Raw genomic sequence first — 13,678 nt, 5'->3', positions numbered from 1 at the left:
TCGCACGGCCGCATTACCAGATCGCAATATCGTAGGTCAGGTAGATCCGGTTGCTGTCGCGCCCTCGGGAAAAGTCAGAGCGGTAGACGTAGTTGCGAAGCTTCACACCCAGACCTTTCACAGGCCCGGATTGCACCACATAGGCAAGCTCCACGTCACGCTCCCACTCGCTGAGCCCGGCATCAGCCGAGCGACCGTTGTCCCCGCTCAGGTAACGCGCCATGAAGGTCAGCCCGGGGACACCGGCCGCAGCAAAGTTGTAGGCATAGCTGGCCATCCAGGTTTTCTCTTCCTCCTCGATGAACTTGCCGATGCCAACGTTACTGAACGAGTAGACCGTCGCGCCGCTGATGTATGGCAGCCCTGCCTCGCCGTCGAGCACCTGGTAACCGGCACCGACAGTGTGCCCGGAGTGGGTATAGGACAGCTGCCCACTGAACATGTCATTGTCTATCTGACCACCATGAGCGGCCCCGCTGTCGCGGCTCTTGAAATAGCGCAAGTCGGTGGTCAATACACCGCCGGCCAACGGCAGGTCGTGGACCAGACCTAGGTAGTCCTGGCGATAGAAGTGTTCGAGCTGGCCGTGGAAATAGCTCAAGCGCAGCTGCTTGCTGGCGGCATAGTCGGCCCCGGCAAAGCTGAAATCGCCGGACTCGCTGCCACTGTAACCATCCAGGAACAGGCCGGTGCTGTCGGAGGAGTCCCGCTGCTTGAAACGGTCCAGGCGGCCGGCGGTCAGGGTCAGGCCATCGACATCAGTACTGGTCAGCTGCGTACCCTGGTAGGTCTGCGGCAACAATCGCGCATCGTTGTACACCAGCACCGGTGTCTTGGGCAGCAAGGTGCCATGCTTGACGATGGTCTGCCCCAGTCGCGCCTTGGCCGTCACACCGGCACTGGCGAACTCGTCCGCGGCACGGCCATCGTCATGCACCGGCAGCAAGCCGGTACCGCTGCGCCCGCGGCCCGAATCGAGCCGTACGCCTACAAGCCCCAGGGCATCGAGCCCCAGCCCCAGCGGGCCTTGGGTGAACCCTGATTGGTAGTCGAGCAGAAAACCCTGTGCCCATTCCACACGCTCGCTCTTTGCAGTTGCAGCAGCGCGGGCGCTCATGCCTTGTTCGTCGCGGAAGTTTTCGTTGAAGTAAACGTTGCGCAGCTGCAGCTTGAGCTTGCCGTCGTCGATGAATCCGGCAGCGCCGGCCACAGGCAGCCAGCCGCAGAGCAGGCCACAGGTGGCCCCACGGAAAACAGTTCGGGACATTTTCGATACTCTGTTGTTGTTCTTGGATGAGGTGGGCGCCCAGCAGCGCCCGAGGCAGATCAGACGAAGAAGGACAAGGCACCCGTGACCAAGGCCAGTGCGGTGATGACCAGTGATGTCAGCACCGCCCATTTCACGGTGGCCTTCTGGAAGTCGCCGATGTCGCGATCGACCATGCCCACCAGCAGCAAGGTCGAGGCCACCAGCGGGCTCATCAGGTGCACCGGCTGCCCCAGCACCGAGGCGCGGGCGATTTCAACCGGGTCGATGCCGTAGGCGGCCGCAGCATTGGCAAGGATCGGCACCACGCCAAAGTAGTAAGCGTCGTTGGACAGCACGAAGGTCAGCGGCATGCTGGTCAGCGCCACCACCAGCGGGAACCAGTGGCTCCAAGCCTCGGGAATCCAGTCGACCAGGGTCTGCGCCAGTGCATCGACCATCTTGGTGCCCGAGAAGATCCCCGCGAAGATGCCTGCGGCGAATACCAGCAGTACCACTGTCATGGCGTTGCCGGAGTGGGCGAGGATGCGCTCTTTCTGCAGATCCAGTTGTGGGTAGTTGATCATCAGCGCTGCAACGAAACCGATCATGAACAACAGAGCAGAGTGCATGACGCCCATCACCAGCGCCGTCATGACGGCGATCACCAGCACCAGGTTCACATACGCCAGGCGCGGGCGCTTGTGCGGGTTGTCGCCGAGGATTTCCTTGATGTAGCAGTTGCCGCCACCCGACTCCAGGGCGATGTTGCCGATGCGTCGGCGCTCGGCACGGCCCAGCAGGAAGGCGGTGAACACCACCCAGGCCGCACCGCCGATCACGGTCGGCAGCATCGGGATGAAGTACTCGGTCGCATCCAGCCCGAGCGCGGCAATGGCCCGGGTGGCCGGCCCACCCCAAGGGCTCATGCCACTCATGATGCTCAGCGACAGCATGGATACCGTGGCCAGGATCATCGGGTTCATGCCGATGCGCTTGTACAGCGGCAGCATGGCCGCGCAGGTAATCATGTAGGTGGTGGTGCCGTCACCGTCGAGCGCCACCAGCAGCGACAGCAGCGCGGTACCGATGGCGATCTTGACCGGGTCGCCATTGACGCGCTTGAGGATCTTGCGGATCAGCGGGTCGAACAGGCCGGCATCGATCATCAGGCCGAAGAACAGGATGGCGAACAGCAACAGCGCTGCCGAGGGCGCCACCATTTTCAAGCCATCGAGCATCATCTTGCCCAGTTCGGGGGCGAAGCCACCGATCACAGCGAAGACAATGGGTACCACGGTGAGCGCAACGATTGGCGACAGGCGTTTGCTCATGATCAGGTAGGTGAAGGTCACCACCATGATCAGGCCCAGGAGTGCGAGCATGGTCTTTTCTCTTGTTTTTATTCTATTGCGGCCATCGGCAAGGCAGACGGCCCCCTACCCCACTCGGCATCGCCAGGATGCTGAGTGGGATTTTAAGTCAACAATGGGAGATGGAAGAGGCTTTCAGCTGTGATGCCGAGGCTCGGCAGACCAGTCGGCCTGCGCAATATCCGCCTCGTCCGGTGCAGCCGGAATGCCGTTCAGGCGGCGCAGCAAGGTTTCCCGTTCACAGGCATTCTCCGACAGCGAGATGACCACGGTGGCTACGGCGTTGCTGGCCAGGCTGGTCAGGGCACGCGCCTCGGACATGAAGCGATCGATGCCGATCAGCAAGGCAAGCCCTGCCAACGGGATGTCGTGAATCACGGTCAAGGTTGAAGCCAGTGCAACGAAGCCACTACCGGTCACACCCGCTGCGCCTTTTGACGACAACAGCATGATCGCCAGCATCGTCACCGTCTGGCCCAGGCTCAGGTCGATGTTGCAGGCTTGAGCGATGAAGACTGCCGCCAACGACAGGTAGATGGCAGTTCCGTCGAGGTTGAAGGAATAGCCGGTTGGCAGCACCAACCCGACCACGCCTTTCTTGCAGCCCAGCTTCTCCAGTTTCTCCAGCATGCGTGGCAGCACGGGCTCGGTGGACGAGGTGCCGAGCACCACCAGAAACTCCTCGCGGAAATAGCGCAGCAGCTTCCACAGGCCGAAGCCGTGAGCACGGCAGATACCACCGAGCACCACCAGCACGAAGAACGCACAGGCGATGTAGAGCGTACCGACCAGCTTGGCCAGTGCCCCCAGGGACGTCACGCCGTACTGCCCGACGGTAAAGGCCAGCGCACCGAAGGCGCCGACCGGGGCGAAGCGCATCAGGTAGCCAAAGATGCGAAACACCATGGTCGAGGCAGACTCCAGCACATCGAGTACCGGCTTGCCCTTCTCGCCCATGGACGACAGGGCAAAACCGCTGAGCACCGCGATGAACAGCACCGGCAACACTTCGCCCTTGTTGAACGCCCCGATGAAGGTGTCGGGAATGATGTGCATGAAGAAGTCGACCACGCTGAGCTTTGCCGCAGACGCGGCGTACTGGCCGAGCCCCGCGGTGCTTAGCGTGGCAGGGTCGATGTTCATGCCGACACCTGGGCGGAACAGGTAAACCGCTGCCAGGCCGATCATCAGGCTGATGACGGTCAATACCAGGAACAGCAGCAAGGTCTTGCTCATCAAACGCCCGAGGGAGCGCTTGTCGGTCATCCCGGCGATACCGGTGACGATGGTGCAGAAGACCACCGGCGCGATCATCATCTTGATCAGCTTGATGAACGCATCACCCAGGGGCTTGAGCGCAACGGCCTGTTGCGCCCAGAAGTGACCGACCACCACGCCCAGCAGGACGGCGCAGAGGATCTGGAAGTACAGCGATTTGGCGAGTCTCATGAGGCATCACCCATTGTTGAAATTGTGCGGATGCGCTTGTTGCGAATGTACAGGTCTGGACTACCGCCTGGGCCTACCCCGCCAACCTGCGGAATGTAGGCGCGTAAACGAAGCCTGAGAACAGCCGCCGGGCGGTTCGCACCACAGAGGCCTGAATCGTCTTGCCATCGGCGCCGCTTCGTGACAGCGCGACATCGATACCACCGCTTGGGTGTTCCAGGCGTACCTCGGCCAGTTGCTCGGCGCCCTCGCCCAGCAGTTCGCCGATCACCGTACCTGGGCTGACGCAGGCAGTCGCCAGCCCTATCGCTCCGGTGATGGCCAAGGCTCGGTGGCAGTTGTGCGGCATGAAGTAGCGGACCTGCAACGTGCCGTCATAACGGGGCTTGGACACCAGTACAGGCTTGGGGATGACCATACCGCTGACATCACCCAGGCCCATGGCCTTGCCGGCTTTCAACCGCAACGCCTCGAGGCGCTCGAGCAGTTCGCCGTTGGCGTCGAGTTCGGCCGGGGATTCCGAGCCGGTGACGCCCAGCTGGCTGGCCTCCACCACCATCATCGGCATGGCCATGTCGATGCAGGTGACCGCAACGCCGTCGATCACATCCTTGGCCTTGCCGGTCGGGAACAGCTTGCCGGTCTTGCTGCCGACCGCATCGAGGAAGGTCAGGTGCACCGGAGCGGCAGTGCCCGGTACGCCATCGATCGCCGTGCGGCCTTCATAGCGCACGATGCCGCCGGGGGTTTCCACCAGCGAATTGACGAAAGTGCCGGTGTTGAGGTTGCGAATACGCACCAGCGTCTTGCCGTCCTGACCTTTGACAAGACCTTGCTCGATGGCGAACGGGCCAACGGCGCACAGCATGTTGCCGCAGTTGGGCGCGGTATCGACCCGGCGCTGGGCGACCATGACCTGCACGAACAGGTAGTCGACGTCGGCGTCGGCATGCAGCGAGGGGCTGACAATCGCTACCTTGCTGGTCTGCGGGCTACCGCCACCGATGCCGTCGATTTCCAGTTCATGCCCGGAACCCATCAGGTTGATCAGCAATTCGTCGCGTTCGACCACATTGGCAGGAAGGTCCCATGCGTGGAAAAAGGGGCCCTTGGAGGTGCCACCGCGCATGAGTACGCAAGGAATTCGTTGCATGATTTCGCACTCTTGTTGATCAATGGAGATCATTGATGCTGTGGACAAAAGATTGACAGGGATGGATAAATCAATCCAATGCAAATATCGTAGCTATTATTGCGATCCAAGCATCAATTCAGAACTGACTGCCAAGAGCGATCCGAGATGGAATATGAGCTGCAAGACATACGATCTTTCGTGAAAATCGCCGAACTCGGCAGCTTCCACGAAGCCGCAGAAGCGTTGCACCTGTCGCAGCCCGCCTTGAGCCGGCGGATCAAGAAGCTCGAGGAAGGCTTGGGCACTTCGTTGCTGGAACGCACTACTCGTCGCGTCAGCCTGACCAGCGTCGGGCGTGACTTCCTGCCCAAGGCAAGGCGCCTGCTGGATGACTTCGAAGACTCGATCCTGAGCATTCGCGAACTCGCAGAACGACAGACCGGTCAGGTAACCCTCGCCTGTATTCCGACTGCAGCGTTCTATTTCCTGCCGTCGGTGATCCGTGACTACAACGAGCAATACCCCAAGATCCGCATTCGTCTGCTGGACCTCAGTGCCAACGACGGGCTCGAAGCCGTACTGCGCGGTGAAGCCGATTTCGGCATCAACATGATGAGCGGCCAGCACCCGGACATCGAGTTCGTCTCCCTGGTACAGGAACATTTCGTCCTGGCCTGCCGCAGGGACCACAAGCTGGCGAACCGTGAAGCCGTCACCTGGACAGAACTGGCCGACTACCGCCTGATTGGCGTAGGCCGGCTTAGCGGTAACCGGATGCTGCTGGACCATGCCCTGTCCGGTCTCAACCTGCGGCCCAAGTGGTTCTACGAGGTTCAGCACCTGTCCACCTCGCTGGGCATGGTCGAGGCCGGTCTGGGCGTGTCGGCCATGCCCAGCCTGGCCATGCCCAGCGCCGACCACCCGACGCTGGTCAGCGTGCCGCTGATCGAACCCCAGGTAACCCGTACCCTTGGTTTGGTCTACCGCAGAGGGGCGTCGCTGTCGCCGGCAGCGGAGAAGTTCGTGTCGATCCTGCTGGACAAGTGGCCCAACCGCTGAACGAAATGCCTTGCTTCCGGCTCGGCACGGCGCGGGGGAAATACGGGCTGAGTTCATGGTTCACTCCCCGCCCAGGCCCAGCTTGTTGGGGCGGCGCTTCTCGATTGCAAACTTGAGCAGTGCCGCGCTGCGGAACAGGCCATGGGCAAACTTGCCATAGGGCAGCGTGATGAACAGCGCCATCACCGTCCCCAGGTGAAGCGCCAGCACGATCGCCATCGCTGCGGTATCACGCAGCCCCAGCAGGGCAAGGCCTGTGGCGCTGACCAACAGCAAAAGCAGGATGAAGGCCCGATCCATAGGGCGCTGGGCCACATCGCCCTGCTCCGGCGCCCTGCGCAGGTTCAGCGCCAGCAACCCGGCAGGCCCGACAATCAAGCCAATTCCGCCCAGGGTTCCGAGCAACACCGGTGCGCTCAGCAGCGGGTACGGCGCCTGCTGGCCCAGCAGATAGTGATACCCGGTGGCGACCACCGTGGCAGCAAAGCACAGCATGAAGCCGTAGAAGGTGAAGTGATGGAAGCGACGGCGCCAGAGCGTGTAGCGATCATCGGCGTTGTTGCAACCTTGGCCGTGCCCGCCGTCCAGGTATTTCAGGGTCAACGCCGCGCTTGATGCCTCAAGCACAGCTCCTTTTGCCGGTTGCGCCAGCGCCTCGGCAGGCGAGACCGAACGCCAGAAGCGACGTACCGCCACCGCCAGAGCCAAGCCTGCAGCGACAAAGACGCTACCGAACATCAGCGCCAGGGTGTTGTGCGGGAAGACCGCATAGAAATTGCCCGCCAGCCGACCAGGTAGCAGCGTGCCGTTGACCCACAACGCCAGCAGCAGGAACAGCGACAAGGCCACTGCCAAGGCACTGGCAACATAGGCGCCGTTGTGCCGATACAGCTGCCCGAACAGGGCCGGCCATGCGTACTCGGTGTAGGTCTGCCCGCGCACCTTGGCCATCGCCTGCGGCACGTTGACGGCGAATTCGTGGGGCTGAGCGTACTGGCAGGCATGCAGGCAAGCGCCGCAGTTGTGGCACAGGTTGGCCAGGTAATGGATGTCGGCCTTGCCGAACTCCAGCCTGCGGGTCATTGCCGGGAAAACTGCGCAAAAGCCCTCGCAGTAGCGACAGGCGTTGCATATCCGCATTTGCCGGTCCACTTCTCGCTCCTCGACGTTCAACACCGGGATCAGTTCGAGGGCCGACCCGGCGGCATCAGGCTGGCGTGGTTCAGGCAGTTGCGCAGTCATGGCGATTCTCTTTTTCTGGATGTTCGTAACCCGCCGCTGCAGCGGCGCTGGTCCCGGCGATACGGCCGAAAGCGGTGCCGATGGACATACCGACACCTGCGGTGTAGCCCTTGCCTAGTACATTGCCCGCCATCATTTCACCGGCAACGAACAGGTTCGGGCTGGGACGCCCGTCGAAATGGACGGCGGCGGTTTCATCGGTGCGCAGCCCCAGGTAGGTGAAAGTCACGCCAGGGCGCAGCGGGTAGCCGTAGTAGGGAGGTGTATCGATCGGGCGCGCCCAGTGGCTTTTCACCGGTTCCAGGCCAACGGTGTGGCAGTCGTCCAGCCGGGTGTGGTCGAAAGTGCCCACCTGGCAGGCTCGGTTGTAGGCATGCACGGTTTCGAGGAAGGCCTGCACAGGCAAACCGAGCAGGCCGGCCAACGCCTCAAGGCTATCGGCGGTGGCGCCCGGGAAAACCGGTGGCATGAAGCGCCCGAGGGCTTTCCGGTCGATGATCGAAAACCCCACCTGCCCTGGCTGATGCGCCACCAGGCGCCCCCAGATGGCATAGCGCTTGGGCCAGAAATCCTCGCCTTCATCGTAGAAGCGCTGGCCATCGCGGTTGACCACCACGCCCAGCGACACACAATCGATGCGCGTGCAGATGCCGCCGTCGTATAGCGGTGCGCGGGCATCGATCGCCACCATATGTGCCTGGGTCGGGTCGCCAATCGTGTCGGCGCCCTGTTCGATCATGCGGCGCAACAGCACACCGTCATTGAAACGCGTACCACGGATAAGGAAGTTGTCCGAAGGCCACTCCCCTCGCTCGTTCTGCCCCCACGCCTCGCGCAACCATTGGCGGTTGGACTCGAAACCACCGGCGGCAAGCACACAGGTACGCGCCTCGATGCGCTCGGCAGGCAGTTGTCGACCCTGAACCTCACGTGTCGGCACATGGGCCGCAACGAAGCGTCCGTCCCGCAGTTCGATGTCGGCTACCGGTGTGTCGTAGCGTATCTGTACGCCAAGGTTTTCGGCGCTGCGAAAGTAGGCATTGACCAGCGCCTTGCCGCCGCCCATGAAGAAGGCATTGGTCCGTGCGGTGTGCAGCGCACCAGACAATGAGGGCTGGAAATGCACGCCATGCCGGCGCATCCACCCACGGCAGCTGGAGGATGCGCGAATCACCAGGCGCGCAAGCTTTTCGTTGGTCTGGCCACCGGTGACCTTCAGCAGGTCTTGCCAGAACTCCTCTTCCGGGTACGCCTCGAGCAGTACGTCCTGGGGGCCATCATGCATGCACCGCAGGTTACGCGTGTGTTGTGAGTTGCCACCACGCCAGGCGCGGGGTGCGGCCTCGAGTAGCAGCACGCTGGCTCCGGCCTCTCGCGCCATCAGCGCGGCACAGAGGGCGGCATTGCCCCCTCCGATGACTAGCACATCGATCATTTCGCCTCCAGATCACGAAGAGCCGAATGTTCGGCTGCTCCTCGTGACCAGGGACTTTAATGAGAGCCCGGAGGGTGCGAAACGCGATCGTCGAGGGGAGGCATTCAGTTTTTCTAAAGGGGCTGGATGAGCGTACCCAGAATCCGGGTCAAAGCAGCCGGGCCCCAGGCCATCGGCCCTGTTCCACCAGATCCCGAGCGACCTCCTGCAGTACGATCCGCGTTGCCAACGCTGCCGGCGAGAGCTCGTCATCGGTCAGGCTGACAATTACATTGCGACGCTGCGCCTGTGCTTCATCGATGGCAAACACGCGCAGGCCCGCCTGATGCGCCCGGGCCACCGTCGCGCCGGGCTGGATGGTGGCGGCATGGCCCGCACACACGCAATCCATCAACAGCGACAAACCATCGACTTCCATGACGATGCTGGCCTCCAGCCCTGCCCGCTCGAAAATCGAGCGCAACGTCGTTCGCAGACCGTGTTGCGTGCTTGGCATAACCAACGGCAGCGTCGCGATCTGTTGCAACGTGAGCGACTCGCCCCAGCCGTCCTTGACCAGTGGCGCGGGAACCAGCACGAACAGCCGCTCCGTCAGAAGCGCCCGTACCTCCAGCCGCGGCCCCGTCTCTGCCTGGAACAGCACCGCCAGGTCGAGGTGCCGGGCATTGAGTTGGTTCATCAGATAACCAGACAGCATTTCCACCAGGTGCAGCCGGATGTCGGGATAGCGTTCGCGCATCCTGTCGATCAACGCCAAGCCAAGGATCGATGCAGTGGTCGGTGCCAGCCCCACGCTGGCATAGCCGCTCATGCGACCACTTTGTGCCGCCAGGACAGCATGCTCCGCCTGACGAAGCGCAAGACGCGCATGGTACTCGAAGGCCAGCCCGGCCGCCGTCGGCGCGACGCCGGTGCTCGAACGTGTCAAAAGCCGGATACTCACCTCGCTCTCCAGCTTCGACAACTGCTGGCTCAAAGCCGAGGCGCCAACCCCTAGCTCGACCGCAGCCCTGCCTAGGCTGCCGTACTCCAGAACACTCAGGAAATAGCGAAGCTGACGTAACTCCATACAGATCTCTTCAACGATGGGGGCAGGCCTGGAGCATGTTAAACGTATTTGCACAGCCTTGATCGACAGAACGCTACCGTGCCTCATCAAGTTGACGGGGACCCTGTGGGAGCGGCCTTGTGTCGCGAAAGGGCCGCAAAGCGGCCCCAGGTTTGATGCGCAAAAGTTGAAATTGCTGGGGCTGCTTTGCAGCCCTTTCGCGACACAAGGCCGCTCCCACAGGGATCGCGCCAGCTTTGGGAATTGAGCAAGGCCGTTGCTTTCACAAGGTGCGCAGAACAGATCCGGCGGCCTTGCAATACATTCGAAAATCCGTATATTCGAAAAAACATATACATTGAATACCCCGCCATAGGCACCAGTTGCCCGCACCGAGAACACCCATGACTGACTCGCTGACCCCGACCCAGGTCTTCAAATGCCTCGCCGACGAGAACCGCATTCGGATGATGCTGCTGATCACTCGTGAGGAAGAGCTGTGCGTCTGTGAACTGATCTGCGCCCTGGAAGAAAGCCAACCCAAGGTTTCCCGCCACCTCGCACAACTGCGCACCTGCGGCCTGCTTGAAGACCGCAGGCAGGGCCAATGGGTTTACTACCGCCTGCATCCAGAACTGCCCGCCTGGGTACGCGATGTCCTGGTAACCACGCTGGAGGCCAATCGCGAATGGTTGAGCACCAGCTCCAAACGACTGGACACCATGGGTGACCGCCCTCAGCGCGTCGCTGCCTGCTGCTGACCACTGCCGAGAAAAAAGGCATTTCTCGCATTGCCTTTCGAACAACTGGATGCCGCCCGGCTCAAGGCCGAACCAGCGCGCATCGGAACGCTCTGACGTTCAGGGAGATACACCATGAGCAAAAGCCGGCTTTCCTTCCTCGACCGCTACCTGACGGTCTGGATCTTCCTGGCCATGGGCCTGGGGATCGCTCTCGGCAGCCTGTTCCAGGGGTTGCCAGCGTGGCTGGACAGCCTGTCGGTGGGCTCGACGAACATCCCCATCGCAATCGGCCTGATCGTCATGATGTACCCGCCATTGGCGAAGGTGAAATACGAGGAGTTGCCACAGGTCTTCAAGGACAAGCGCATCCTCGCCCTGTCGCTGGTCCAGAACTGGGTGATCGGCCCGGTGCTGATGTTCGGGCTGGCAGTAGTGTTCCTTTCCGACAAGCCCGAGTACATGACCGGCCTGATACTCATCGGCCTGGCGCGTTGCATCGCCATGGTGCTGGTATGGAACCAGATCGCCGGCGGCAATAACCAGTACGTGGCCGGCCTGGTCGCCTTCAACAGCATTTTCCAGATCCTGTTCTTCAGCGTGTACGCCTGGATCTTCCTGGGCCTGCTGCCGCCACTGTTCGGCCTGGAAGGTAGCGTCATCGAGACCAGCTTCCTCGATATAGCCCAATCGGTGCTGATCTACCTGGGCATCCCGTTCCTGGCCGGTTTCCTGACCCGCAAGACCCTGATCAGCCGTAAAGGTGCCACTTGGTACCAGGAACACTTCATTCCCAAAATCAGCCCGCTCACCCTCGTGGCGTTGCTGCTGACCATCGTTGCCATGTTCAGCCTGAAAGGCGACATGGTGCTGCAACTGCCGCTGGACGTGCTGCGCATCGCCATCCCGCTGACCATCTATTTCGTGGTGATGTTCTTCATCAGCTTCTGGATGGGCAAGCTGCTGGAGGCCGACTACCCCCGCACCACTGCGCTGGCCTTCACTGCGGCAAGCAACAACTTCGAACTGGCCATCGCGGTGGCCATCGCCACCTTCGGCCTCGCCTCGCCGGTCGCGTTTGCCACCGTCATCGGGCCCTTGGTGGAAGTGCCGGTACTGATCTCGCTGGTTGGCGTGGCCTGGTGGCTGAAGCGTCGCTGGTTCGATCAGCCATCTGGCGCCTTGTCCCAGGAGTGAAACCATGACCGAACACCCCATTCCCAACATCGACAACGACCTGGTCGATCTGCCGACAGCCGAGAAACTGGCGATCGAGCAGCAGTCCACCCACAAGCCTCGCATCTTGCTGCTGTACGGCTCGACCCGCGAACGCTCCTTCAGCCGCCTGCTGACCGAAGAAGCCGCCCGCCTGCTGGAGCACTTCGGTGCCGAGACGCGAATCTTCAACCCGTCCGGCCTGCCATTGGCGGATGACGCGCCGGATGACCATCCGATGGTCAAGCAGCTGCGCGACCTGGTGCTGTGGTCGGAAGGCATGGTCTGGTGCTCCCCGGAACGTCATGGCGCGATGACTGGTGTGTTCAAGTCGCAGATCGACTGGATCCCCCTGAGCATGGGCGCCGTACGGCCGACCCAGGGCAAGACCCTTGCGGTAATGCAGGTATGCGGCGGTTCGCAGTCGTTCAACGTGGTCAACCAGTTGCGCGTGCTTGGCCGCTGGATGCGCATGTTCACCATCCCCAACCAGTCGTCCGTACCCAAGGCCTACCTGGAGTTCGACGAAACGGGCCGCATGAAACCGTCCCCGTACTACGACCGTGTCGTCGATGTCATGGAAGAGCTGGTGAAGTTCACCCTGCTGTTACGCGACCGCGCCGACTACCTCGTCGACCGCTACTCCGAGCGCAAGGAGTCGGCCGAGGAACTGTCCAGGCGTGTCAATCAACGATCCATCTGAAGTCACAACTCGAGAACAAGACCATGGCAATCAAAGTAGGCATCAATGGGTTTGGCCGTATCGGTCGCCTGGCGCTGCGCGCGTCCTGGGGCTGGCCGGAATTCGAATTCGTCCAGATCAATGACCCGGCCGGGGACGCCGAGACCCACGCCCACCTGATCAACTTCGATTCGGTCCACGGCCGCTGGCAGCGTGAAGCCCGGGCAGAAGGCGACTCGATGGTGATCGAGGGCAAGCGCATCAAAGTCACCGCGAACAAGACGATCGCCGACACCGACTGGTCGGGCTGTGATCTGGTCATCGACGCCAGCGGCAAGATGAAGTCGGTAGCGGTGCTCCAGGCCTATCTGGATCAGGGCGTCAAACGCGTGGTGGTCTGCGCTCCGGTGAAGGAGAAAGGCGCGCTGAACGTGGTGATGGGCGTCAACCAGCACCTGTTCGACCCGGCGCAGCACCGTATCGTCACCGCCGCTTCCTGCACCACCAATTGCCTGGCCCCGGTGGTCAAGGTGATTCACGAAAACCTGGGCATCCGCCACGGCTCGATCACCACCATCCACGACCTCACCAATACCCAGAGCATCCTCGATACGCCACACAAGGACCTGCGTCGTGCCCGTGCCTCGGGCATGAGCCTGATCCCGACCACCACGGGTTCGGCTACCGCAATCGCCGAGATCTTCCCTGAGCTGCGCGGCAAGCTGAATGGTCACGCTGTGCGTGTACCGCTGGCCAACGCCTCGCTCACCGACTGCGTGTTCGAGGTGGAGCGTGAGACGACGGTTGACGAGGTCAATGCGCTGCTGAAAGCCGCTGCCGAAGGGCCGCTCAAGGACATCCTCGGCTACGAAGAACGCCCTCTGGTGTCCATCGACTACCGCACCGATCCACGGTCTTCGATCATCGACGCGCTGTCCACCATGGTGGTCAATGGCACCCAGGTGAAGATCTACGCCTGGTACGACAACGAGTGGGGCTACGCCAACCGTGCAGCTGAACTGGCACGCTTGGTCGGCGCAGCGGAGTAACCGGC

Annotated in this window: 12 protein-coding genes and 1 pseudogene; 6 read left to right on the top strand and 7 right to left on the bottom strand. The window is 61.9% G+C overall.

Translation table 11 applies throughout. The annotated features are described in order from the left end of the window. Positions 1–13: 13 nt before the first annotated feature. From CAG00_RS02565 to CAG00_RS02550, 4 genes are all read right to left on the bottom strand, one after another. Positions 14–1,267, bottom strand: coding sequence for an OprD family porin (locus CAG00_RS02565; protein ID WP_085663406.1), 1,254 nt, complete (start codon positions 1,265–1,267; stop codon positions 14–16). A gap of 59 nt (positions 1,268–1,326) precedes the next feature. Further along, complete coding sequence (locus tag CAG00_RS02560) at positions 1,327–2,631, bottom strand: CitMHS family transporter (protein ID WP_025339495.1); 1,305 nt, start codon at positions 2,629–2,631, stop codon at positions 1,327–1,329. A 123-nt stretch (positions 2,632–2,754) separates the two neighbouring features. Next, a complete protein-coding gene (dctA, locus tag CAG00_RS02555; RefSeq protein ID WP_085663405.1) occupies positions 2,755–4,068 on the bottom strand; it encodes a C4-dicarboxylate transporter DctA in 1,314 nt (437 codons plus the stop codon). A gap of 73 nt (positions 4,069–4,141) precedes the next feature. After that, positions 4,142–5,221 carry a 4-oxalomesaconate tautomerase gene (locus CAG00_RS02550; RefSeq protein WP_003256767.1) on the bottom strand — a complete coding sequence of 360 codons (1,080 nt, stop codon included), beginning with the start codon at positions 5,219–5,221 and terminating at the stop codon, positions 4,142–4,144. A 147-nt stretch (positions 5,222–5,368) separates the two neighbouring features. On the opposite strand from CAG00_RS02550, the gene CAG00_RS02545 reads away from it, so the two are divergent. Next, positions 5,369–6,262 carry a LysR family transcriptional regulator gene (locus tag CAG00_RS02545; protein WP_013972231.1) on the top strand — a complete coding sequence of 298 codons (894 nt, stop codon included), beginning with the start codon at positions 5,369–5,371 and terminating at the stop codon, positions 6,260–6,262. Between the two features lie 60 nt (positions 6,263–6,322). On the opposite strand, the gene tcuB is transcribed toward CAG00_RS02545, so the two are convergent. The 3 genes from tcuB to CAG00_RS02530 all read right to left on the bottom strand — a co-directional run bounded on the left by tcuB (position 6,323) and on the right by CAG00_RS02530 (position 10,008). Continuing rightward, positions 6,323–7,504, bottom strand: a complete 1,182-nt coding sequence (gene tcuB / locus CAG00_RS02540) for a tricarballylate utilization 4Fe-4S protein TcuB (protein ID WP_085663404.1) — start codon at positions 7,502–7,504, stop codon at positions 6,323–6,325. Further along, positions 7,485–8,939: an FAD-dependent tricarballylate dehydrogenase TcuA gene (tcuA, locus tag CAG00_RS02535; protein WP_085663403.1), complete on the bottom strand. Its 1,455-nt coding sequence runs from the start codon at positions 8,937–8,939 to the stop codon at positions 7,485–7,487. The genes tcuB and tcuA overlap by 20 nt, the downstream gene beginning before the upstream one ends. Before the next feature lie 148 nt (positions 8,940–9,087). Further along, positions 9,088–10,008 (bottom strand): LysR family transcriptional regulator, encoded by a 921-nt coding sequence (locus CAG00_RS02530; protein ID WP_085663402.1) that lies wholly within the window; start codon positions 10,006–10,008, stop codon positions 9,088–9,090. Between the two features lie 383 nt (positions 10,009–10,391). Here CAG00_RS02530 and CAG00_RS02525 point away from each other — a divergent pair, with 383 nt between their 5' ends. The 5 genes and pseudogenes from CAG00_RS02525 (at position 10,392) to CAG00_RS02510 (ending at position 13,673) form a co-directional block, all read left to right on the top strand. Further along, positions 10,392–10,748, top strand: a complete 357-nt coding sequence (locus CAG00_RS02525) for a metalloregulator ArsR/SmtB family transcription factor (protein WP_085663401.1) — start codon at positions 10,392–10,394, stop codon at positions 10,746–10,748. Positions 10,749–10,757: 9 nt separating this feature from the next. Further along, positions 10,758–10,844 (top strand): annotated as a pseudogene (locus CAG00_RS29230) (arsenate reductase ArsC); the annotation flags it as partial. Between the two features lie 18 nt (positions 10,845–10,862). Continuing rightward, positions 10,863–11,924, top strand: coding sequence for an ACR3 family arsenite efflux transporter (arsB, locus tag CAG00_RS02520; RefSeq protein ID WP_085663400.1), 1,062 nt, complete (start codon positions 10,863–10,865; stop codon positions 11,922–11,924). Positions 11,925–11,928: 4 nt separating this feature from the next. Then, positions 11,929–12,645: an arsenical resistance protein ArsH gene (gene arsH, locus CAG00_RS02515; RefSeq protein WP_085588137.1), complete on the top strand. Its 717-nt coding sequence runs from the start codon at positions 11,929–11,931 to the stop codon at positions 12,643–12,645. 23 nt (positions 12,646–12,668) lie between these two features. Beyond that, positions 12,669–13,673: an ArsJ-associated glyceraldehyde-3-phosphate dehydrogenase gene (locus CAG00_RS02510; RefSeq protein ID WP_085663399.1), complete on the top strand. Its 1,005-nt coding sequence runs from the start codon at positions 12,669–12,671 to the stop codon at positions 13,671–13,673. Positions 13,674–13,678: the final 5 nt, after the last annotated feature.

The organism is Pseudomonas sp. B5(2017), from assembly GCF_002112825.1.
Taxonomy (GTDB): domain Bacteria; phylum Pseudomonadota; class Gammaproteobacteria; order Pseudomonadales; family Pseudomonadaceae; genus Aquipseudomonas; species Aquipseudomonas putida_Z.
The sequence above is the reverse complement of the archived record's forward strand: the minus strand, read 5'-3'. Positions and strand labels throughout refer to the sequence as shown.

What these genes read in the sequence shown, in the direction of transcription:
- tcuA (WP_085663403.1), bottom strand. Translation starts at nt 8,939, where the DNA reads ATGATCGATGTGCTAGTCATCGGAGGGGGCAATGCCGCCCTCTGTGCC.
- arsB (WP_085663400.1), top strand. Translation starts at nt 10,863, where the DNA reads ATGAGCAAAAGCCGGCTTTCCTTCCTCGACCGCTACCTGACGGTCTGG.
- arsH (WP_085588137.1), top strand. Translation starts at nt 11,929, where the DNA reads ATGACCGAACACCCCATTCCCAACATCGACAACGACCTGGTCGATCTG.
- CAG00_RS02530 (WP_085663402.1), bottom strand. Translation starts at nt 10,008, where the DNA reads ATGGAGTTACGTCAGCTTCGCTATTTCCTGAGTGTTCTGGAGTACGGC.
- CAG00_RS02510 (WP_085663399.1), top strand. Translation starts at nt 12,669, where the DNA reads ATGGCAATCAAAGTAGGCATCAATGGGTTTGGCCGTATCGGTCGCCTG.
- CAG00_RS02560 (WP_025339495.1), bottom strand. Translation starts at nt 2,631, where the DNA reads ATGCTCGCACTCCTGGGCCTGATCATGGTGGTGACCTTCACCTACCTG.
- CAG00_RS02525 (WP_085663401.1), top strand. Translation starts at nt 10,392, where the DNA reads ATGACTGACTCGCTGACCCCGACCCAGGTCTTCAAATGCCTCGCCGAC.
- tcuB (WP_085663404.1), bottom strand. Translation starts at nt 7,504, where the DNA reads ATGACTGCGCAACTGCCTGAACCACGCCAGCCTGATGCCGCCGGGTCG.
- CAG00_RS02545 (WP_013972231.1), top strand. Translation starts at nt 5,369, where the DNA reads ATGGAATATGAGCTGCAAGACATACGATCTTTCGTGAAAATCGCCGAA.
- CAG00_RS02565 (WP_085663406.1), bottom strand. Translation starts at nt 1,267, where the DNA reads ATGTCCCGAACTGTTTTCCGTGGGGCCACCTGTGGCCTGCTCTGCGGC.
- dctA (WP_085663405.1), bottom strand. Translation starts at nt 4,068, where the DNA reads ATGAGACTCGCCAAATCGCTGTACTTCCAGATCCTCTGCGCCGTCCTG.
- CAG00_RS02550 (WP_003256767.1), bottom strand. Translation starts at nt 5,221, where the DNA reads ATGCAACGAATTCCTTGCGTACTCATGCGCGGTGGCACCTCCAAGGGC.